Origin of the sequence: Marinomonas aquiplantarum (assembly GCF_003314975.1) — a bacterium.
Classification (GTDB): Bacteria; Pseudomonadota; Gammaproteobacteria; order Pseudomonadales; family Marinomonadaceae; genus Marinomonas; species Marinomonas aquiplantarum.
In genome coordinates this window covers 59,685-78,343 of the sequence record NZ_QNRF01000004.1, presented here as the reverse complement: position 1 = coordinate 78,343, position 18,659 = coordinate 59,685, and the positions used below count along the sequence as shown (strand labels likewise).

22 protein-coding genes are annotated in these 18,659 nt (G+C 45.3%); 3 read left to right on the top strand and 19 right to left on the bottom strand.

Annotated features, from left to right (window positions below; all coding sequences use genetic code 11):
• Positions 1-18 precede the first annotated feature (18 nt).
• Entirely contained in the window at positions 19-843 is an 825-nt protein-coding gene (cysE, locus tag DFP76_RS08525; protein WP_063333765.1) for a serine O-acetyltransferase, read from the top strand.
• A gap of 36 nt (positions 844-879) precedes the next feature.
• On the opposite strand, the gene DFP76_RS08520 is transcribed toward cysE, so the two are convergent.
• The 12 genes from DFP76_RS08520 to ccmA form a co-directional block, all read right to left on the bottom strand.
• Entirely contained in the window at positions 880-1,116 is a 237-nt protein-coding gene (locus tag DFP76_RS08520) for a YheU family protein (RefSeq protein WP_113874222.1), read from the bottom strand.
• On the bottom strand, positions 1,117-3,138 hold the full coding sequence (ligA, locus tag DFP76_RS08515; RefSeq protein WP_245931906.1) for an NAD-dependent DNA ligase LigA: 2,022 nt from the start codon (positions 3,136-3,138) through the stop codon (positions 1,117-1,119).
• An 85-nt stretch (positions 3,139-3,223) separates the two neighbouring features.
• Entirely contained in the window at positions 3,224-4,258 is a 1,035-nt protein-coding gene (zipA, locus tag DFP76_RS08510; RefSeq protein ID WP_113874220.1) for a cell division protein ZipA, read from the bottom strand.
• A gap of 66 nt (positions 4,259-4,324) precedes the next feature.
• Positions 4,325-5,503, bottom strand: coding sequence for a tetratricopeptide repeat protein (locus DFP76_RS08505; RefSeq protein ID WP_113874219.1), 1,179 nt, complete (start codon positions 5,501-5,503; stop codon positions 4,325-4,327).
• Positions 5,500-5,901: a cytochrome c-type biogenesis protein gene (locus DFP76_RS08500; protein WP_113874218.1), complete on the bottom strand. Its 402-nt coding sequence runs from the start codon at positions 5,899-5,901 to the stop codon at positions 5,500-5,502. Before DFP76_RS08500 ends, DFP76_RS08505 begins: the two co-directional genes overlap by 4 nt.
• A complete protein-coding gene (locus tag DFP76_RS08495; protein ID WP_113874217.1) occupies positions 5,901-6,407 on the bottom strand; it encodes a DsbE family thiol:disulfide interchange protein in 507 nt (168 codons plus the stop codon). Before DFP76_RS08495 ends, DFP76_RS08500 begins: the two co-directional genes overlap by 1 nt.
• Positions 6,407-8,347 carry a heme lyase CcmF/NrfE family subunit gene (locus DFP76_RS08490; protein WP_113874216.1) on the bottom strand — a complete coding sequence of 647 codons (1,941 nt, stop codon included), beginning with the start codon at positions 8,345-8,347 and terminating at the stop codon, positions 6,407-6,409. Before DFP76_RS08490 ends, DFP76_RS08495 begins: the two co-directional genes overlap by 1 nt.
• A 19-nt stretch (positions 8,348-8,366) precedes the next feature.
• On the bottom strand, positions 8,367-8,813 hold the full coding sequence (ccmE, locus tag DFP76_RS08485; RefSeq protein WP_113874215.1) for a cytochrome c maturation protein CcmE: 447 nt from the start codon (positions 8,811-8,813) through the stop codon (positions 8,367-8,369).
• 3 nt (positions 8,814-8,816) lie between these two features.
• Positions 8,817-8,903: a hypothetical protein gene (locus DFP76_RS18385; RefSeq protein WP_245931914.1), complete on the bottom strand. Its 87-nt coding sequence runs from the start codon at positions 8,901-8,903 to the stop codon at positions 8,817-8,819.
• A 73-nt stretch (positions 8,904-8,976) separates the two neighbouring features.
• Positions 8,977-9,723 (bottom strand): heme ABC transporter permease, encoded by a 747-nt coding sequence (locus DFP76_RS08475; RefSeq protein WP_113874213.1) that lies wholly within the window; start codon positions 9,721-9,723, stop codon positions 8,977-8,979.
• Complete coding sequence (ccmB, locus tag DFP76_RS08470; protein WP_113874212.1) at positions 9,723-10,385, bottom strand: heme exporter protein CcmB; 663 nt, start codon at positions 10,383-10,385, stop codon at positions 9,723-9,725. The genes DFP76_RS08475 and ccmB overlap by 1 nt, the downstream gene beginning before the upstream one ends.
• Complete coding sequence (gene ccmA, locus DFP76_RS08465) at positions 10,382-10,996, bottom strand: cytochrome c biogenesis heme-transporting ATPase CcmA (protein ID WP_113874211.1); 615 nt, start codon at positions 10,994-10,996, stop codon at positions 10,382-10,384. The genes ccmB and ccmA overlap by 4 nt, the downstream gene beginning before the upstream one ends.
• Positions 10,997-11,105: 109 nt before the next feature.
• On the opposite strand from ccmA, the gene DFP76_RS08460 reads away from it, so the two are divergent.
• Both DFP76_RS08460 and DFP76_RS08455 read left to right on the top strand, forming a co-directional pair.
• Positions 11,106-12,953 (top strand): flagellar hook-length control protein FliK, encoded by a 1,848-nt coding sequence (locus tag DFP76_RS08460; protein WP_113874210.1) that lies wholly within the window; start codon positions 11,106-11,108, stop codon positions 12,951-12,953.
• Entirely contained in the window at positions 12,953-13,201 is a 249-nt protein-coding gene (locus DFP76_RS08455) for an EscU/YscU/HrcU family type III secretion system export apparatus switch protein (RefSeq protein ID WP_013795366.1), read from the top strand. Before DFP76_RS08460 ends, DFP76_RS08455 begins: the two co-directional genes overlap by 1 nt.
• Here the strand turns inward: DFP76_RS08455 and DFP76_RS08450 are convergent.
• From DFP76_RS08450 to DFP76_RS08420, 7 genes are all read right to left on the bottom strand, one after another.
• A complete protein-coding gene (locus tag DFP76_RS08450; RefSeq protein WP_113874209.1) occupies positions 13,192-13,596 on the bottom strand; it encodes a DUF2802 domain-containing protein in 405 nt (134 codons plus the stop codon). The genes DFP76_RS08455 and DFP76_RS08450 overlap by 10 nt on opposite strands.
• Before the next feature lie 19 nt (positions 13,597-13,615).
• Positions 13,616-14,107 (bottom strand): chemotaxis protein CheW, encoded by a 492-nt coding sequence (locus tag DFP76_RS08445; protein ID WP_063333780.1) that lies wholly within the window; start codon positions 14,105-14,107, stop codon positions 13,616-13,618.
• A 36-nt stretch (positions 14,108-14,143) separates the two neighbouring features.
• Positions 14,144-15,184, bottom strand: a complete 1,041-nt coding sequence (locus tag DFP76_RS08440; protein ID WP_113874208.1) for a chemotaxis protein CheW — start codon at positions 15,182-15,184, stop codon at positions 14,144-14,146.
• A 9-nt stretch (positions 15,185-15,193) separates the two neighbouring features.
• Complete coding sequence (locus DFP76_RS08435) at positions 15,194-15,967, bottom strand: ParA family protein (RefSeq protein WP_013795362.1); 774 nt, start codon at positions 15,965-15,967, stop codon at positions 15,194-15,196.
• A gap of 71 nt (positions 15,968-16,038) precedes the next feature.
• Positions 16,039-16,854: an OmpA family protein gene (locus DFP76_RS08430; protein ID WP_113874207.1), complete on the bottom strand. Its 816-nt coding sequence runs from the start codon at positions 16,852-16,854 to the stop codon at positions 16,039-16,041.
• Positions 16,847-17,584, bottom strand: coding sequence for a flagellar motor protein (locus DFP76_RS08425; RefSeq protein ID WP_113874206.1), 738 nt, complete (start codon positions 17,582-17,584; stop codon positions 16,847-16,849). The genes DFP76_RS08430 and DFP76_RS08425 overlap by 8 nt, the downstream gene beginning before the upstream one ends.
• The gene (locus tag DFP76_RS08420; protein ID WP_113874205.1) at positions 17,584-18,648 is read right to left on the bottom strand and encodes a protein-glutamate methylesterase/protein-glutamine glutaminase; all 1,065 of its coding nucleotides are present in this window, start codon (positions 18,646-18,648) and stop codon (positions 17,584-17,586) included. The genes DFP76_RS08425 and DFP76_RS08420 overlap by 1 nt, the downstream gene beginning before the upstream one ends.
• Positions 18,649-18,659: the final 11 nt, after the last annotated feature.

Here is an 18,659-nt window from a genome sequence, read left to right as displayed (position 1 = left end):
TACCCCTTGAGCGCATCAATGAGTCATGCTGTGACATCTGACAATTTATGGCAATCTTTACAGGCTGAAGCTAAAAAGCTAGCCCAAGATGAACCCATCCTGGCCAGTTATTTTAACACGACCATATTACGTCATGACTCTTTGTGTTCCGCGTTAAGCTTTTTGCTCGCCAGCAAGTTAGACAGTATTTCCATTCCCGCCATGGTGTTACGAGAAGTTTTCGAAGAAGCCATGGCCGACACTCACTCTGGCATTGTCCGCTGCATCGAGCAAGACATTTTGGCGATTAATGAACGTGATGCCGCTTGCGACGGCTTCACTACGCCACTGTTATTTTTTAAGGGCTTCCACGCTTTGCAAACCTATCGAGTGGCAAACTGGCTATGGAAAAATAATAGAAGAAGCTTGGCATTATATCTACAAGGCCAAATGTCGATGGCATTCAGTGTCGACATTCACCCTGCAGCCACCATAGGCTGCGGTGTCATGCTTGACCACGCCACAGGCTTGGTCGTCGGTGAAACCTGTGTCATTGAAGACAATGTGTCGATCTTACAATCGGTTACCCTCGGCGGTACTGGTAAAGAGCATGGCGACCGTCATCCGAAAATACGCTCAGGCGTGCTGATCGGCGCAGGCGCGAAAATTCTTGGCAACATTGAGGTCGGTGAAGGCGCGAAAGTGGGCGCTGGTAGTGTAGTGTTAGAACCTGTTGAACACCACACCACAGTCGCTGGTGTTCCTGCCAAAGTGGTCGGTCGAAATACAGAAGAAGAGCCGGCTCTGGTAATGGACCATAACATCAACCATTGCTTGCGAGATTGTGACAAAACAACCTCTTAAAGTTTGACAAAACTCCTCTTAAAAACAATCACGACCTCACATGAGGTCGTGATTTCCTATAGCTGATTTAGATACCATAGTGATGGTTTCGCTTTCTGTATCAAATAACAATACCGCCTCACCGGTTTGCAATGCTCGTAACGCTTGCTCACGCTTCTGAAGCGCCGACAACTCATAATTTCCGTAATCGGTCCCATCTCTAGAGACTATGTCATCCAGAATATTTTCCAGTGTTTCTTTGGTCAGTGAATCATAAGGAATGAGTGTGTCCATTTAGATGGCTCCATATTCTTCAAACAAAGCAATGACACCAGCTTCATCAATGACAGGTACATCCAAAGATTGCGCTTTGGTAAGTTTCGAGCCGGCTTTTTCGCCCGCCACTAAGCAATCAGTTTTTGCTGACACAGAACCACTGACTTTCGCCCCCAGTCCCTGTAGTTTGTCCTTCACTTGATCACGACTAAACTGACTCAAAGACCCTGTTACCACATAGGTTTTACCCGCCAAAGGCAAGTCACCTTGATTAATGGCTTGCTTGGTTTGCCATACCACGCCCGCTTCCAGTAAACCTTGAATTGTTGAGCGATTCACCTCTTGTTCAAAAAACAATCGAACATGTTGCGCCACAATCGGACCAACGTCTTCGACTTCTACCAAGGCGTCTTGATCTGCGTTCATCAAAGCCTCTAATTCGGTAAAGTAGTTAGTCAGAGCACGAGCGGTCGCTTCACCCACTTCACGAATACCTAATGCATAAATAAAGCGATTAAATTGAGTTTGTTTGGCCGCTTCGATGGAGGCCAGCAAATTATCGACCGATTTTTGCCCCATTCGCTCCATGGCCAGCAGTGTTGTTTTCTGATCCACTAAACGGAAAATATCCACCGGTGTTTTAACCAGTTTTTGATCAACTAACTGTTCAATCAACTTATCCCCTAAGCCATCAATGTCCATGGCTTTACGAGACACAAAATGCTTTAAGGATTCTTTCAATTGAGCACCACATACCAGCCCACCGGTACAGCGCACCACGGCTTCCCCTTCTACTTGCTCCACGTCTGACCCACAGACAGGGCAAGCGGAGGGAAATACTACGGAAGACGAATCGTCAGGACGTTTCTCTTGCAGAACTTGCACCACTTGCGGAATCACGTCACCTGCGCGACGAATCACCACATAGTCTTTTACTTGCACCCCTAAGCGCGCAATTTCATCTTTGTTATGCAAGGTCGCATTCGACACCGTTACACCGCCAACAAAGACCGGCTCTAAACGGGCTACTGGTGTAATCGCTCCTGTTCGACCCACTTGAAAATCAATGCCCAGCACTTGAGTCATTTCTTCTTGTGCAGGGAATTTACGTGCAATGGCCCAACGCGGTGCACGCGCAATAAACCCCAACTGATTCTGCAAGCTAATGTCATCGACTTTGTAGACTATGCCATCAATATCATAGGACAAACCCGCTCGCTTTTCGCTCAGCATGTCATAATATTCAATACACCCTTGAGCACCTTTGACTCGTGCCATCAGATCATTGGTACGAAAGCCCCACTCACTCAGTTGCAGCAGGCCATCATAATGACTGCTTGGCTGTTGCCAACCTTCTACATAACCAATGGAGTAAGCACACATCACCAAAGGACGTGATGCTGTCACTTTCGGATCCAACTGTCGTAAGCTACCTGCTGCCGCATTACGTGGATTAACAAAGGTTTTCTCACCCAGTTCCGCCGCTTGCTGGTTCAGCTTATCAAAGCCGTCTTTTGGCATATAAATTTCACCACGCACTTCCAACACGGCAGGCGGAGTCTCTGTTCTTAATTTTAGCGGCACAGAATATAAGGTTTTAATGTTGGAGGTAATGTCCTCACCAGATAAACCGTCCCCTCGAGTAACGCCCCGCACTAAGCGACCATTTTCATAACGTAGACTAATGGCCAAACCATCTAATTTAGGCTCGCAGCAATACACTATTTCTTGTTCAGCACCGAGTAGCTTAGTCACACGCTGATCAAAGTCTTGTAGTGACTCATCGTCAAACGCATTATCAAGGGACAACATGGGCACAGTATGCGCCACATTGGCGAAACCATTATCAGGCTTTTCACCAACACGTTGAGTGGGCGAATCCGTTTGAATCCAATCTGGGTGTTCTGCTTCCACAGCTTGCAATAAGCGATATTGGCGATCGTACTCAGCGTCTGGCACCATGGGCGCATCTTTAACATGATAGGCATAGCTGTAATCGTTCAACTGCTCAATTAGAGCCAGCATTTGTTCACGACTCATTGTGTTCTCTTGACTCATAAATCCACTCAAAATATATCGTCTAAAACAATCAAGGCCCGTTAGGGCCTTGTCGTCTGAATTCAGTTTATTGCTTGTTACGCATTAGTCGACGGCGCTCAAAGTCTCGAATTCGCTGTCGGCAGTGAGCGATGGTTTGATCACTCATTGGGGAACGCCTTTCATCTCTCAATTCCCCACCTAAATTTCGAACTAGGGTTTGCGCTGTTTCCAACATAAAATCAAATGCCTTCATGCTGTTTTTCGGCCCTGGTAAGCCCATAAAGAAACTCACACCTGGGCAATCACTTTCCCCCATGGTGTCTAAGTCAAAGGTACCTGGTTCAATGGCGTTGGCCATACTAAATTGTACGCGCCCACGATCAAAACCATCCTCATGACGATGGAATATGTCCATTTCACCGTAACGCATACCGCAGTTTAAAATCAGTTGCAGTAATTCCATACCAGCAAAATTTTGCTCTTCAGGGGCGAAAATATTAATCACGATGACTTCTTCGATTTCTGCCATGTTGGCATCATCATCTTCGCTTTCATCTTCATCCATGTCATCCAATGAACCTTGCGGTGTTACTTGATCAATATCTACTTCAGAATAACTACGTTCATAGTCTTCCGTATGAAAAATCGTTCTTTGTTCATCGGTATCAGCGACGTCAGCATAACCAAGATCTAATTCATCTTGTTCATAAAAACCATCATCAGAATAATTTTGTTCAGAAATAGCCGAGTCACCAAAATCTCGTTCCGGTACAAGGGAGGCTAATTCGTCTAAATGCAGCTCTTCTGTACGTTGTAACTCAGGACCAGAATCCACTTTATGAGGCACATCCGTCAAAGGCGCTTTGGAGGTTTTACGGGCTGTTTCGAAGGCACTCGAAATAGGATCTTTGTGAGGAGGTTCAGGTTCATCGAGTTCGCTCTCATCAAACTGCACAGAAGATCGATGACGCAAAACGATCTCGTCCGAAGAGCGAGATGAGTTTTGACCGGTTGAATTTGCCTCTTGGCCCTTTTTGTAACGACGAAAACCATCTATTAGGATGACGACAATAATGACGACACCAATTAAGATTAGCCACTCACGCAAGCTAAATTCCATTACTCATTCCGAATTACATTAAGTGAAAGTTGGATATATTATCAGACGAAGCGCATCAGTATTCAATTATAAGGCCAGCTTGATCGTAAAAATCTCTTTACGATTTGTAACCACGCCCCGTTTTGTGCCGATAATTTGACCTTTGGTCAAATCTGCATCCTGTAAGTTGGCTAATTTTACAACAAGATCAACCTGTTCCACCTCTGCTAAATTTGCCGTCGGCATTAATGCATCTAGGTTTGTTAACAGGATTGGACTTGCCAAGTCCTTTGGCAACACTCTTTGTATGGCCACAGGCATTTTTTGTCCAGGCACTTGAGCATACACTAATAGCACATCATTTGGCTGCCATTGCCTGTCTCTAGCTTGCCATGTTAATTGCACCGCAATCTGATCGGTGATGATTGGTGCTAACGTTTGATAACTAATTTTGCCAAGCTGTCTGGCTTTACCAATGGCCGTCAATAAAGCCATTCGCTCTGCAGAGTTAGGGTTATAACGAATGGCCTCTTGCCAAGCTAAAACCGCGCCTAGGTAATTCGCTTTATCAAACTCAGTTACGCCTTTCAACCCCAACGCATTCGGTTGATTCGGCGCAATAGCAAAAATACGTTGTAAGGCTTTTTCTAGTGCTTCTGAGCTTTGGTTTTTGTTCGCGTAAAAAATTGCCTGAGCGTACTCAACCAACAAATTTAACCTATCTTGGCTGTCTTCAGGCAACCTGTCTAACGCTTTTTTAAATGCCAACACCGCCTTGGAATACTGACCGGCTTTTACTTCATCAACCGCTTCATAATACCAATCTTCAGCACGATCATAACGACGACTGCGATATTGCAAGAATGCCGAAACTTGTGATGGCGTCAACGTCTCTGACATCATGGCTTGATGGAATTGAACGTCTTTTGCATAGCCTAAGCCTTGATAAAGACTGATGCTGCCGACAACCGTTAGGATGAAAAACCATAACACACACCACTCTGCAAATCGGTTCTGCACAACTGAACCAAAAGGTGTCTTTGTTTGACTCACTCTTTGCTCAACCATTAAGTCTGCTGCTAGTTGCTGTGACTCTTCCACGGAAAGCTGACCTAATTCCGCCTCATCTGCAATTTCATTTCGACGAATGTCGAAAAACGCCTCATGAGCATGCTTTTCTGATCTTTGTTGCCGCCCCAAATACCAAAAAAAGTAGCCAAAGCAGCTTATTAATAAGGTGACAATAAGGAGGCTCGCAAGCATCATTTGCAGCTCCTACGACGGTTTTTCGTCAGTACGACCACAAATAACACAACGCCACCTGATAGCAGAATAAAGGGACCATACCAGAGCAAAAAAGTGGCTGGCGTATTTTGTGGTCGGTAAAGTACAAAAGTGCCATAACGTGCGACCATGTAATCCACTATTTCTTGATCGGTTTTACCTGTTTCAATCATGTTGTGTACTTGCTGTCTTAAATCCACAGAAATACCCGAATTAGAGTCAGCGAGGTTTTGATTTTGACACTTTGGACAACGTAGCTCTTTAATCAAGCTTTGATAACGCACTTGATTCAATTCAGAACGAAAGGTCATTAGCTCTTCCGCAAACGCAGCATTCACAAAACCAAATAAAGCTAAACAGATCAGGAGTTGTTTCATCATCACAAATACGCCTTGATTACTTGCCAACTTTGCGCATTCAAAACACCCTGTAATCGATAAGCAATTTTCCCTTCTGCATTGATCACAAAGGTTTCTGGTGCGCCCGTCACCCCCATATCTAAACCAAACTGACCTAACTCGTCCATCAACACCAAAGTATAGGGATTGCCTTTGTCCCGTAACCATTGCATCGCCGCTGCTTGCTGGTCTTTGTAATCAATACCAACTATGGTCACCCCTTGCTCAGCTAAGGTCATTAAATATGGGTGTTCAACATGACAAGATGGACACCAGGTTCCCCAAAAATTAATTAAATACGAGCCTTTGGGTAAATCGCTCGTCTGCTTGACTTGCTCTCCCTCTAGGGTCACTAACTGAAACGAAGGAACAGGCTGACCAATCAAAGCTGATGGCATGTATTGGGTGTCTTTACCCAATAAAAAATAGAACACAACCCCCAAAACCAAGAACACCAGAAAAGGCAGGAATAATACAATGCGTCTCATTATGCTCGCTCCCTTTTCTGTCGATAACGTTTGTCAAAAGCCGCTAACATCCCACCCAGCACCATAAATAAGCCACCTAACCAGATCCAACGTACAAAAGACTTAATATGGATACGAACACCCCAAGCACCGTCTTCCAGCTTTTCACCTAATGAAATGTATAAATCACGAGTGAAACCTGCGCCTAATGCCGCTTCCGTCATGACTTGTTGTCGGGTGGTAAAAAAGCGTTTTTCTGGGTATAAATCCGCCACTAGCTGACCTTGCTGATAGACCTGAAAATGGCCTCGATCAGAAAGATAATTCGGTCCTTTTATCAATTCCATAGAATCAAACACAAACACATAACCACCAACTTCAGCTTGACTGCCCGGCGACATTTTCACCATGGCTTCATGACTGTTCACACTCACCATGATGACGCCAACCAAACTGATCGCCATGCCAAAATGCGCAATCACCATCGCGTAATAACGATTGGGTAACGTTCGCCACTGTTTAAGCCTTTGCTTTCCTGACACAAATTGCTTGTTGAACCAATCCAACAAGGTCATAAACACGACCCAAAAAGCCACGCTCAAACTGAACCAAGTAAGCCAATCAAACAGCTGCCAGAACACAATCCCTGCCGCCAAGCCCATTGATAGCAGAGCGGCTCCCAACATGGCTTTCCACCAAGTTGCCAGTTTCGTGTGATGCCACTTAGAAAAAGGCCCAATCGCCATAAACACCATCAGACATAAAGCAATAGGACCAAACACCGCATTAAAATAAGGCGCTCCTACTGAAATCCGCCCCATCCCTAAGGCGTCAAACAAAAGTGGGTACAAGGTGCCTAACAGCACGGTTAACGTCAGCACGCTCAATAAAATATTATTCAACAATAACCAAGCTTCTCGCCCACTGAAGCCAAAACTCACAGACGAACGCACTTGCCCTGCTCGCAAAGCATAAAGCAGCAAACTGCCTCCCACCAAAACAACCAATAGGGCTAGAATAAATACGCCCCGAGTAGGGTCTGCCGCAAAAGCATGCACCGACGTCAGCACACCAGAACGAACAAGAAACGTCCCGAGCAACGACAAACTAAAGGTGAAAATGGCGAGCAATACCGTCCAACTTTTAAACACACCACGTTTTTCCGTTACCACTAACGAATGCAGTAAAGCTGTGCCAGCCAGCCAAGGCATAAAGGAAGCATTTTCAACTGGGTCCCAAAACCACCAGCCGCCCCAACCAAGTTCGTAATACGCCCACCAGCTTCCTAAGGTAATCCCAAAGGTTAATGAAGCCCAAGCGGCAGCTGTCCAAGGACGAGCCCAACGCGCCCAATAAGCGTTTAAATTCCCGGTTATTAAAGCCACCACGGCAAAAGCAAACGCTACTGAGAAACCGACATAGCCCATGTATAAAATAGGCGGGTGTAGAATTAAGCCTATATCTTGCAATAAGGGATTTAAATCTCCTCCGCTAGTCGGTACATCTGGCAGAATCCGAACAAAAGGCGACGAAGTAAACAGCAGAAACGCCAAAAAACCACTCGCCACCCAACCTAGCACCGACAAAACCAAAGGACCAATCGTCTCAGGTAAACTGTCTAACCTCAGCGCCACTGCTAGACACCACAGAGCCAAAATCAACACCCATAATAATAATGAGCCTTCATGCCCCCCCCAAACCGCACTAAACTTGTAGCGCAGCGGTAAGTCCACATTGGAATTCTGGCTAACGTATAAGACAGAGAAGTCGTCCGTGATAAATGCCCAAGCTAACAACAGAAACGCAATCACAACCAAGCATGCCATAACATGCGTCAGAGGACGCGCGGTATTCAGTAACAACAGACTTTGACGGAAATAGCCAACCATGGGCAAGGTCGCCAAGGCGATGGCAAAAAAAAGAGCGAGGATAAGAGAGAATTGACCTATTTCGGGAAACATAAACCGTGTCACAATGTCCTTAATAAGATGATTCTGAAGACATTTGACGAGACTTTAATGCGTCCGTCACTTCAGGTGGCATGTACTTTTCGTCATGTTTTGCTAACACTTCAGAGGCTTCAAAAACACCATCGCCCCTAAGCTTTCCAAGGGCAACAACCCCCTGCCCTTCGCGAAACAAATCAGGCAAAATACCAGTATATTCAATACGTAATGAGTGCTGAAAATCCGTCACATTAAAGGCCAGAGTAAGACTGTCTGGTTGACGAGCCAAACTTCCTTTCTCCACCATACCACCAGCGCGGATCGTCGTTTCCAGTGGCGCCTCTCCAGCGGCAATCTGAGCAGGAGAATAAAAGAGGTTGATATTTTGCTGTAACGCATACAGCACCAACCCTAAAGCAGAAGCCAGCAAAGAAACAATTAACACGATAAACAACAAACGCTTACGACGTACCGCATGCATAATTTATGGCTCTCTCAAAAAACGCTTATGCAACTGACGTCGCACTTTGCGGCGCTCGCGTAAACTCAGAAAAATGAATGCTACCAGCATCGAACCACTTATTCCGTAAGCAGACCATACATACAGTCCATGTTTTCCCATGGCGAAAAAGTCTGCAAAACTATCAAACGCCATCGCTTAACACCTCTTGCTTTAACCATTGAGTTCTCGCTTCACGCCGCATAATCTCGGTTTGCATTCGCCACAGAATGACCGCAGCAGACAACAAGTACAGCCCAATCACTGCAAACAATAAAGGCAACCACATAGCCATTGGCATACTAGGTGGTTCTGTAATCGAAAAGGTTGCCCCTTGATGTAACGTATTCCACCATTCTACTGAGTATTTAATGATAGGTAAGTTCAATAATCCCACTACGCTGACCACGGCTGCGGTTTTGTCTGCTAAGGACCTTTCTTCCAATGCTGACTGTACGGCAATGACCCCCATGTATAGAAACAACAAAACCAAAACAGACGTTAACCTAGCATCCCAGACCCACCAAGTTCCCCACGTTGGTTTCCCCCAGATCGAGCCAGTTACTAAAGCGATAAATGCCATTAATGCCCCAAAAGGTGCGACTGCTTGCAAGAATATAGGAGACATTTTGATTTGCCATACCAGATACACTACTCCCGCCATCCCCATCGCAAAGTAACAAGACTGAGCCAAGATGGCTGCTGGCACATGTATATAGATAATGCGAAAGCTGTTGCCTTGTTGATAATCCGGTGGCGCAATGGCCAATCCCCAGACCATCGCCACCATTAAGCACAAACAAGCCAAGCAAAATAAAGGCTTTGGCCAAGCTTTAAAACGACCATAAAACCACTTTGGTGATCCTAACCGATGTAACCAAGCCCAACTCATTAATTTACACTCGCTTTAATACTGATGGCCGTCATTAATGGCGACACAACCAAACTGACGAAAAAAATCGCGCCTAAAATGGCCAAAGGCGCATCATAAGGTAAGCCTACTTGAGCGGCCTTTGTGACAGAAGTCGCAAAGATAATAATCGGCAAATACAAAGGCAAGACAATCAGTAGCATCAACACGCCCCCTTGACGAAGTGACACGGTGACCGCCGAACCGATCCCCCCCAATAAAAACAAACTGGGAGTAGCCAACATTAGGCTCATAAACAAGGGCCAAAAACTGTTATCCGGCAAGTATAAAACTTCACTCAAAACAGGCGAAAGCAACAACAATGGCAAAGCAATAAACAACCAATGCAGAGCCATCTTGATTAACACCAAGATGGGAACAGACAAGCCACTGACAAGCCATTGTTCTAACGAACCGTCGTGATAATCTTCTTTAAACAGACTTTCAACGGACGTCAAAATGGCCAACGCGGCTGCACACCAAATAATGCCGCTCGCCGCTTTTGATAAAAACATCGGCGTCGCATCAATACCAAGTGGAAACAGCACAACGACCAAGAGAAAAAACAATACACTATTGACCATATTTTGCTTACGTCGCCACACTAAATGACATTCAGCACGAAGAAAAGAAACGTAGGTCATAAGGTTAACTCTATCGACTGGGCATCGATTCTCAATAAAGCTTGATGTGTTGTTAAAATAACAAGCCCTCCGCGCTTAAGCTGCTGTTCTAGCTTACTCTCTAATAAAGCACGCCCTTTCACATCAAGAGAACTAAATGGTTCATCCAATAGCCAAATGGCTTGATCAGATAACCACAAACGAGATAAAGCAACACGTTTAGCTTGTCCAGCGGACAGCTGTTTCACTGGAGTATTTTGATAAGGCAATAGGTCTAACTGAGCCAATGCGCTATGGATATTTTCCCGGGAAGCATTGGGGCAATAACACCGTATGTTTTCTTCGACCGTTAATAACCTTTTAACACCATATTGATGACCAAGATAAAGACAATCCTGCGGCCATTGATTCATCGCTGCGCCAATCACCTTATCATCGAGAAAGATTTCCCCCTCTACGGGTCTCAACAATCCTGCGATGACTTTTAATAAGGAAGATTTACCTGCGCCGTTCTCCCCAACAATTTGATACAAACGACCAAACTGCGCAACCACTGATAACCCCTTGCATAGATCACGCTCTCCACGCTCAATCGAAATGTTCGACAATGTTAAAGATACATAAGACTGCAAAAGATTTATCCATTTTTGCCGATAAAGGGAATAACACAAATTACGCTAAAATAGCTTAGACTCATTATATGAGAATCTTTCTAAAATAACGATCTAATAGGCAGTCAAGATGATCTCTGACATAAAATCCTTAATCAATGGCCGAGCAACCTCATCAGACGGTAGCTCAGTCAATGTCAGTAATCTGGGCACCATTGCTAAATTAAGCAATGAAATGAAACTGATCGAAAACCTAAGTTTGATTAAATTTCAGGGCAGCGAAACCACCTTATTCCAAGGCAAACCTGTCCAGTTGTTGCATGCTTCCAGTCAGCATCAACCCTTCACCTTAATCAACCATGGTACACCAATCGACATCACAGACTTGAACAACGTAAAACTGAACAAAGTGGGCACTCACCAAGCGACGCTTCAGCTACCAGCCGATCAATCGGCAACGAAACTCAGCAACCAAGCCACAACAGGCATACCAAGTCGAACACACAGTCTGAACATGGCTTCGCAAGTCATTCAGCTCACTGTGGTGTCTAGTTTACCAAATTCAGGCGCCAGCCAAGTTTCGCCAAGTGCCACCGCCGTTTCGACAAGTGCAGCAACAACCAATACTGCGCCAACCACACACAGTCATAATACCGGCATAACAACCAATCAAGCGAACATAGGATCGACGTCGGTCACGCCTCCAGCACAGCATCAAACCTCAAACCCAACGTCACCACTGAGTCCGCCGAACTCAACATCAAACCATGTTCCTCCAACAACACAGTCCACCGCATCACAAACGTCACCGTCACAAGGACAAGCGACATCCAATCAGACAACTCAGAACTCAAATAAGGCCAACCAAGCATCGTTCGGGCAGACGAATAATGGATCAGCCAAAGCCACTAGTACGACGACAGTACCAGCGCAATATTCTCAAGCGGCCTCATCACTCAGCAATCAACAAGCACACACTCAGTCGCCCACTGCCTCAACCTCAACGCAAGCTTTAGCTCATGCAGTGAAAGTCACCGATGGTCAAACAGAATTTCAGGTCATCAGCCAAACGCCGCTAAAAAAAGGCGATACCATACGCGTCTTTGTTGATGCAAATAATCAACTACAAGCCTTACCAGCAAAAGAGCAAACGTCCACATTACCGATTCAAACTCAGGCCCTAAGGCAGAGTTTGCCGAAACAATTGCCCGCTGCGGATATGACGCGATTGATAAACCAGTTACAAACACTCGCTGATTCTGCAGATGGAGAAATGCCTCCTCGCACTCAAGAAGCGCTTAAACAACTGGTTCAACACCTTCCTAGCTTGTCACAAATCACTTCTGGGGCTGAATCCATGAAGCAGGCTATGCAAGTCAGCGGCTTGTTCTCTGAGTCCTTGTTATTAAACGACCAGAAATTGCAAATCCCTGCTGACCTTAAACTCAATCTTGAAAGGCTCAAAGACAGTCAAGAAATGCTTCCTACTCAACGCAGTACAGTATCTTTGCCCACTGAGCAAATCGCGAGCGCCATTGAGAGGATCACCACCAACCAACTGCGGCATTTAGCTGAACCAGGTCAGATTAATACACAGATTTACCCACTACAGATTGAGATTCCCATCAAGGAACATCAGCAGCACCGGCTGATTCAAGTTGAAATAGATAAAGACCCCAGCCAATCCGAAGCAACGGATCATGATCGACGCTGGTTAGTGAAGCTGCAGTTTGATTTTGAAGAAACCGGTCGTTTTGATGCAAGAACCAGTATTCAAGGCAATAAAGTGGGTATTTTATTTGCCGCTGAAAGCTTAGATACCGTACAAAAACTACAGAGAAACATGCCTAATTTAAAAGATAAGCTCAGTCAAAAAGACATTGAAATAGAACGCATAGATGCCTTTCAAGCCAACCTTAAAAAGGCCGAGAAAACCAAACACACGAACCAACCTTCTCTGATCGATGTGAGGACATGATGCAAAAAGCCGTCGCTCTAAAATACGATTACAATAATGCGCCAACGGTCGCAGCAAAAGGTAGCGGTTTATTGGCCGAAAAAATCATGGAAGTGGCAGAAGAAAATGGTGTCATGCTGCACCAAAGCCCTGAGCTGGTTGAAATGCTCAGCACCTTAGAACTTGGAGAAGAAATCCCTGAAGCATTGTATTTGGCCGTGGCAGAGATCATCGCCTTTGCTCACCAAATTAAAGACCATCAATGGTAGTCAGAGTTTTTTCGAGACTCTTTTTTCAGTAAGCTAATCAATTCGGCTTCTGCACGAATTAAACCGCACTTAGACACCAAATCGTCGATGGTTGCCCCCATCTCCAATAGCTCCATTGCGCGGTTGTAAGAAACACTGCCTTCTTTCGATAAGATCTCAGATTGCTTCTCAACCGCCAAATTCAATTTCTTCTCAATGGCAACTAACCGTCTTCCCATTCCAATCGAACCAGACGCTAACACTTGCACCTGTTTCTTATGGTCAACGCCTGCTTCCATTTGTTGTATTTTCAGCTGTTTAATTCGTTTGGACATACGAAATACCCAAGTCACCAAAGCCAGCAGCATAACAAACTGCAGAACAAGAATAAGGTTAAACAACCATTGAGATTCCATCAAAAACAACTACCCTAATTTACATTGAAGAGACTTCAGACCACTCATCTTCTGATAACAGCTTGTCTAGGTCAACCAATATCAACAAGGTATCATTTTTGTGACAAACACCTTGAATGAACTTGGAAGACTCATCGTTGCCGACGCTTGGCGTGACTTCAATCTCAGACTGACGAAGATACACAACCTCAGAAACTGCATCGACTAAAATGCCAATAACGTGACCATCCACTTCCAATATCATGATTCGAGTGGCATCGGTGATTTCACCAGATGGCAAACCAAAACGCTGACAGGTATCAACCACTGTCACCACGGTGCCGCGCAAATGGATAATACCTAATACAAAAGTCGGTGCACCTGGTACGGGAGCGATTTCAGAATAACGCAACACTTCTTTTACTTGCATCACATTGACGCCATAAATTTCGTTTTCTAAACGAAAGGTCACCCATTGCAACATTGGATCTTCAGATTGATTGGCGCTCTTTAGCGCGATACTCGTAGACATTATTCATCTCCCAAGATCACACAGTGATCATTAGCCCTACTTTAACGAACCCTTAAAGCCATTTTGAGGGTCATCTAATAATTCAATAAAACCTTGTACATCCAGTATGGCACACATGTGGTCAATTACCGTACCAGCGAGCCAAGGTCGCTTACTTCTATCATTTCGCCACTTCACTTGAGAAGGCTCTAAAGTAATGGCTTCTGCCACTTTTTCACAAGCTACGCCCCAATTCGAACGATCTAATTGAATAACAAACTTGAAATGCTCTTTGAGTTCGCCTTGATAATGATTTGGCATGACCCAACGAGCAGTATCAACGGTTCTGAGATTAAAGTCGCCAACATTAGCAACGCCAATAAACCAATCCGGCTGACCAAATATCGAGGTGATTTTTTCCTCACCACTTTGGAAAATACCACCCAACTCAACTAAAGGCACAGCCATTTTTAGGCCACCAACATAAAACAGCAAACATTCGAATCGACCTTTTGCCCAAGGTAAAGGGTCGGTTTTTGCCACTTTAGGTGTGGGTGTTGGCTCAACAACCTGCTCAATCTCAAGGGTCGGCTCTTGTTCTGGTGTCGCTTCCATTAACAGAGAGGGCTCTGGCTCTGGCTCTGGCTCTGGCTCTGGCTCTGGCTCTGGCTCTGGCTCTGGCTCTGGCTCTGGCTCTGGCTCTGGCTCTGGCTCTGGCTCTGGCTCTGGCTCTGGCTCTGGCTCTGGCTCTATAAGACTCTCTTCTGTTTGCGTTTCCGTCAAGTTTTCTACATGGTCAGATACCGCATCTTCAAAGTCCTTAAAAGACGCATCCACTGAAGACCAATCCGCTTCGGATAATTCTCCATCTGCAACCACTTCTTCTGCGCTCTGTGATTCACTTTCAGTAACATCAACCTCTGGCTCTTCAGAAGTCTCAACAACCTCCTCTTCAACTAGATCGGTTGCTGAGGTGTGTGAATCCTCTTCAGACACATACACTTCTGACGTTGCTTCTTGCAGCAAATCATCCAAATAACGCTGAACCGCGGCCTGTGGTCCAATTAAGGCATCTTCTTTACTTTTCGTGTCTTTCATAAATTCTTACTATCCCGCTGGATTCAACAGAGAATCCATCAGACTGGCGTACGCTTTGATTCCTCGAGCATTTGGATCTAACGCCGATGGTGCTATGCCCGCTGTACTAGCATCCCGCAATTTTGTATCAACCGGTATTACCGAATGCCACACAAGCTCTTCATACAAATCTTTCAAATTTCGCAGGCTCTTGTTAGATGCTTGCGTACGGCGATCAAATAAAGTTGGCACAATCACATAGGGTACAGGGCGCTTTCTCGCACGATTAATCATAGTCAAAGTTCGAACCATTCGCTCCAACCCTTTGATCGCCAAAAACTCCGTTTGTACCGGAATAACCAATTGCTGACACGCAGCCAAGGCGTTAATCATCAGCACACCCAATACAGGAGGACTATCAATTAGCACATAATCGTAATCATCCCACAGGATCGCTAGGGTTTTTGACATGACCAACCCCATTCCACCCTGCGCTTGCGCATGGCGTTCTAAGGTTGCCAAAGCAGTCGAAGAAGGCAACAGAGAAAGATTAGGGTGGCCTGTTTCTAAAATTAACGATGGCGGCAAATCTTCCGGGATTTTTCCGGACACTTGAAAAAGGTTGTAAGCACTGTTTTCAATGGAATCTGGGTCGAAACGAAAATAACTGGTTAAAGACCCATGAGGATCCAAATCAATCATCAAGACGCGGTGCCCAGCATCCGCCAATAGCCCCGCTAAAGACACCACTGTTGTCGTCTTTCCTACGCCACCTTTTTGATTCGCCACTGCCCAAATGTGCACTCTGACTCTCCGCTATCCAAACTATTTCTATGCTTACGAATTCTTTGCAATCAATCATATACAGTAATTGACTACTTAAACAAGTAATCATACAGATTATCAGCCCTTCGCTTACTAATTCGTATAATAACCCGACGATTTTGCTGACGAGCAAAGTCATTGGTGTTTCTTACTTTGGGATGTTCACTGGAAAAACCCATTGGTGCAATTCGTTCTGCATTGAGCCCACGATAAACCAGCTCATCAACAACAGCGGAAGCTCTCAAACTGGATAAATTCCAATTGTTACCAAGACGCTGGGAGTTGATGGGGACATTATCTGTGTGACCCTCCACAATGACAGCCGATGGATAGGCCTGAAGAAGGTTCGCAACCATAATAAGTAACGCCACGGCCTCATTTGTAAGCTCGTATTCTCCCTGCCCAAACAGCAAAGCCGATTTCATTTCTAAACTAACCCAATCAGCAGACTCTGACACCTCTATTTGACCGGTTTGGTGCAAACCTGAAAACTGCTGCTCAACCAATCGACTTAATAGCGCGTACACAGCTGACGACTGATCTTCTTCGACCACTGGCGGACTTTCAGGAATGGGGATGCTTTCAACTAATTCGGAGTCGGCGGGCTCACCCACAATAGGGTCACCAATATTAATGGGCTTAACTGACTTTTGCACCGCATCAAACACTCCTTGCAAACTTTCTTTAAGACGCTCTTCATCATCTGCGTTTTTTAACGATAGAGAGTAAAGGGCAACAAAGAAGGCAAACAATAAAGTAATAAAATCGGCATAAGATAAAATCCAGCGATCTTTTCCTGGCGCGCTTGTCGAAGCTGGCTTGACCAGTTTACGACGTCTTGAGGCACGAGACTCAGCATCACTCATACGTCGCCAACTCGAGTTCAAGTCGGTAAGGGTGTTTACCAATGGCAATACCGCAAATACCGTCAATTAGTAGCTGGTGGTAAATTAACTCTTTATCGACATACGTAGCGAGTTTTTTCGCAATTGGAAAGATCACTAAATTCGCAAATCCTTGCCCGTAAAGTGTTGAGACAAAGGCTACAGCAATACCATGCCCTAAAGCTTCTGGACTGTCGAGATTCGCCATTGCTTGAATCAAGCCTAACACAGACCCCATGATACCTAAGGTGGGCGCATAGCCGCCGATGGATTCTAGGAAGTTAACACTTTTCATGCGCCTCTCGTGGATACGCACTGCATCATCATGAAGACGGTCGGACAGTATATTGGGATCCGTTCCATCGATCGCCATTTGCAAGGCACGAGTCGAGAAAGGATTATTGATTGAATTCACATCTGACTCTAAAGCAAGTAACGATAAACGACGTGCTTTATGAGCTAAATTATTAATGGAAGAACGAGCAGAGTTAAAGTCATAGATAGGAGGGAACAAACTCCATTTCATTAACACTAAAGCGCGTATTGCTTCCTGAATACTGCTCTGGATTAATGTCGCCCCGATGCTACCAACAATCACAATGATGGCAGATGGCAAATTAAGCAGCAGAAATACTTCTCCGCCGCCTAACCAGTTAGCAAGAAATACCGAGCTGAACGCGATTAATAGGCCTGCTAAGGTGACAAAATCCACTAACCAACCTCACGTACAATTCGTTCACCAATGTGATTCAAATCAATTGTTTCGTCTGCCAAGTTGGCTTTTTCTACGGCCATTGGCATGCCGTAAATAACACAGGTCTCTTCACTCTGGATCCATACTTTAGAACCCGAATTTTTCAGCATACGTGCGCCTTCTCGACCGTCAACGCCCATCCCTGTCATGACCACAGACAACACCTTGCCGGGGTAACATTTAGACGCAGAACCAAAGGTCACATCCACTGATGGTTTGTAATTCAAACGCTCATCGCCATCTAAAATACGTACACAACCACCATTTCTAGGGTCTATCATCATTTGCTTACCGCCTGGAGCAAGTAAAGCAACCCCCGGCTCTAATCGATCACCGTCTTGGGCTTCTTTCACCTTAATCTGACAAATGTTATTCAGACGCTCTGCAAAAGCACCAGTAAAGGCGGCTGGCATGTGCTGCACCAACACCAAAGGCGCAGAAAAATCGGCGGGGATTTTACTTAAGACGGCTTGAAGTGCCATCGGCCCACCTGTCGATGTACCAATGGCCACAAGACTTACACGCTTACGGGCACGAGGAATAATAACACCTCGTTCCGTTACAATTGGCTTGTGGGTTTGACGTGGCGCGAGAGGCTCAATGTTCGCAGCACTGCCTGAAAGACGAGTACGAGCTACAGCAAGCACTCTATCGACTAACGCTTTTTTTACCACCGCAGAATCACGAGAGATGTCCTCGAAATTCTTTGGCATGAAATCCACCGCACCAGCCTCTAAAGCATCGAGGGTGACTTTTGCACCTTCGTGTGTCAAAGATGAAAACATAAGCACAGGCGTTGGCTTAATTTTCATAATGTTTGACACTGCTGCGATGCCATCCATCACGGGCATTTCATAATCCATGGTAACAACGTCAGGCGAAAGCGACTGAACTTTATCAATCGCTTCCTTACCATTGTTCGCTGTGCCGACGACGGATAACCTAGGGTCTGCCTCGAATATTTCTACCAATCGGCGTCTGAAAAAGCCTGAGTCATCAACAACCAGTACTTTCACCGGCATATTACATCTCC

Coding starts and splice junctions, on each gene's coding strand:
- cysE (WP_063333765.1), top strand. CDS start 19: ATGAGTCATGCTGTGACATCTGACAATTTATGGCAATCTTTACAGGCT.
- DFP76_RS08500 (WP_113874218.1), bottom strand. CDS start 5,901: ATGATGAAACAACTCCTGATCTGTTTAGCTTTATTTGGTTTTGTGAAT.
- DFP76_RS18385 (WP_245931914.1), bottom strand. CDS start 8,903: ATGCTGGTAGCATTCATTTTTCTGAGTTTACGCGAGCGCCGCAAAGTG.
- DFP76_RS08445 (WP_063333780.1), bottom strand. CDS start 14,107: ATGTCTACGAGTATCGCGCTAAAGAGCGCCAATCAATCTGAAGATCCA.
- DFP76_RS08420 (WP_113874205.1), bottom strand. CDS start 18,648: ATGCCGGTGAAAGTACTGGTTGTTGATGACTCAGGCTTTTTCAGACGC.
- DFP76_RS08520 (WP_113874222.1), bottom strand. CDS start 1,116: ATGGACACACTCATTCCTTATGATTCACTGACCAAAGAAACACTGGAA.
- zipA (WP_113874220.1), bottom strand. CDS start 4,258: ATGGAATTTAGCTTGCGTGAGTGGCTAATCTTAATTGGTGTCGTCATT.
- ccmB (WP_113874212.1), bottom strand. CDS start 10,385: ATGACCTACGTTTCTTTTCTTCGTGCTGAATGTCATTTAGTGTGGCGA.
- ccmE (WP_113874215.1), bottom strand. CDS start 8,813: ATGCATGCGGTACGTCGTAAGCGTTTGTTGTTTATCGTGTTAATTGTT.
- DFP76_RS08495 (WP_113874217.1), bottom strand. CDS start 6,407: ATGAGACGCATTGTATTATTCCTGCCTTTTCTGGTGTTCTTGGTTTTG.
- DFP76_RS08450 (WP_113874209.1), bottom strand. CDS start 13,596: ATGGAATCTCAATGGTTGTTTAACCTTATTCTTGTTCTGCAGTTTGTT.
- DFP76_RS08505 (WP_113874219.1), bottom strand. CDS start 5,503: ATGATGCTTGCGAGCCTCCTTATTGTCACCTTATTAATAAGCTGCTTT.
- DFP76_RS08430 (WP_113874207.1), bottom strand. CDS start 16,854: ATGAGTGATGCTGAGTCTCGTGCCTCAAGACGTCGTAAACTGGTCAAG.
- DFP76_RS08455 (WP_013795366.1), top strand. CDS start 12,953: ATGCAAAAAGCCGTCGCTCTAAAATACGATTACAATAATGCGCCAACG.
- DFP76_RS08475 (WP_113874213.1), bottom strand. CDS start 9,723: ATGAGTTGGGCTTGGTTACATCGGTTAGGATCACCAAAGTGGTTTTAT.
- DFP76_RS08440 (WP_113874208.1), bottom strand. CDS start 15,184: ATGAAAGACACGAAAAGTAAAGAAGATGCCTTAATTGGACCACAGGCC.
- ligA (WP_245931906.1), bottom strand. CDS start 3,138: ATGAGTCGTGAACAAATGCTGGCTCTAATTGAGCAGTTGAACGATTAC.
- DFP76_RS08490 (WP_113874216.1), bottom strand. CDS start 8,347: ATGTTTCCCGAAATAGGTCAATTCTCTCTTATCCTCGCTCTTTTTTTT.
- DFP76_RS08460 (WP_113874210.1), top strand. CDS start 11,106: ATGATCTCTGACATAAAATCCTTAATCAATGGCCGAGCAACCTCATCA.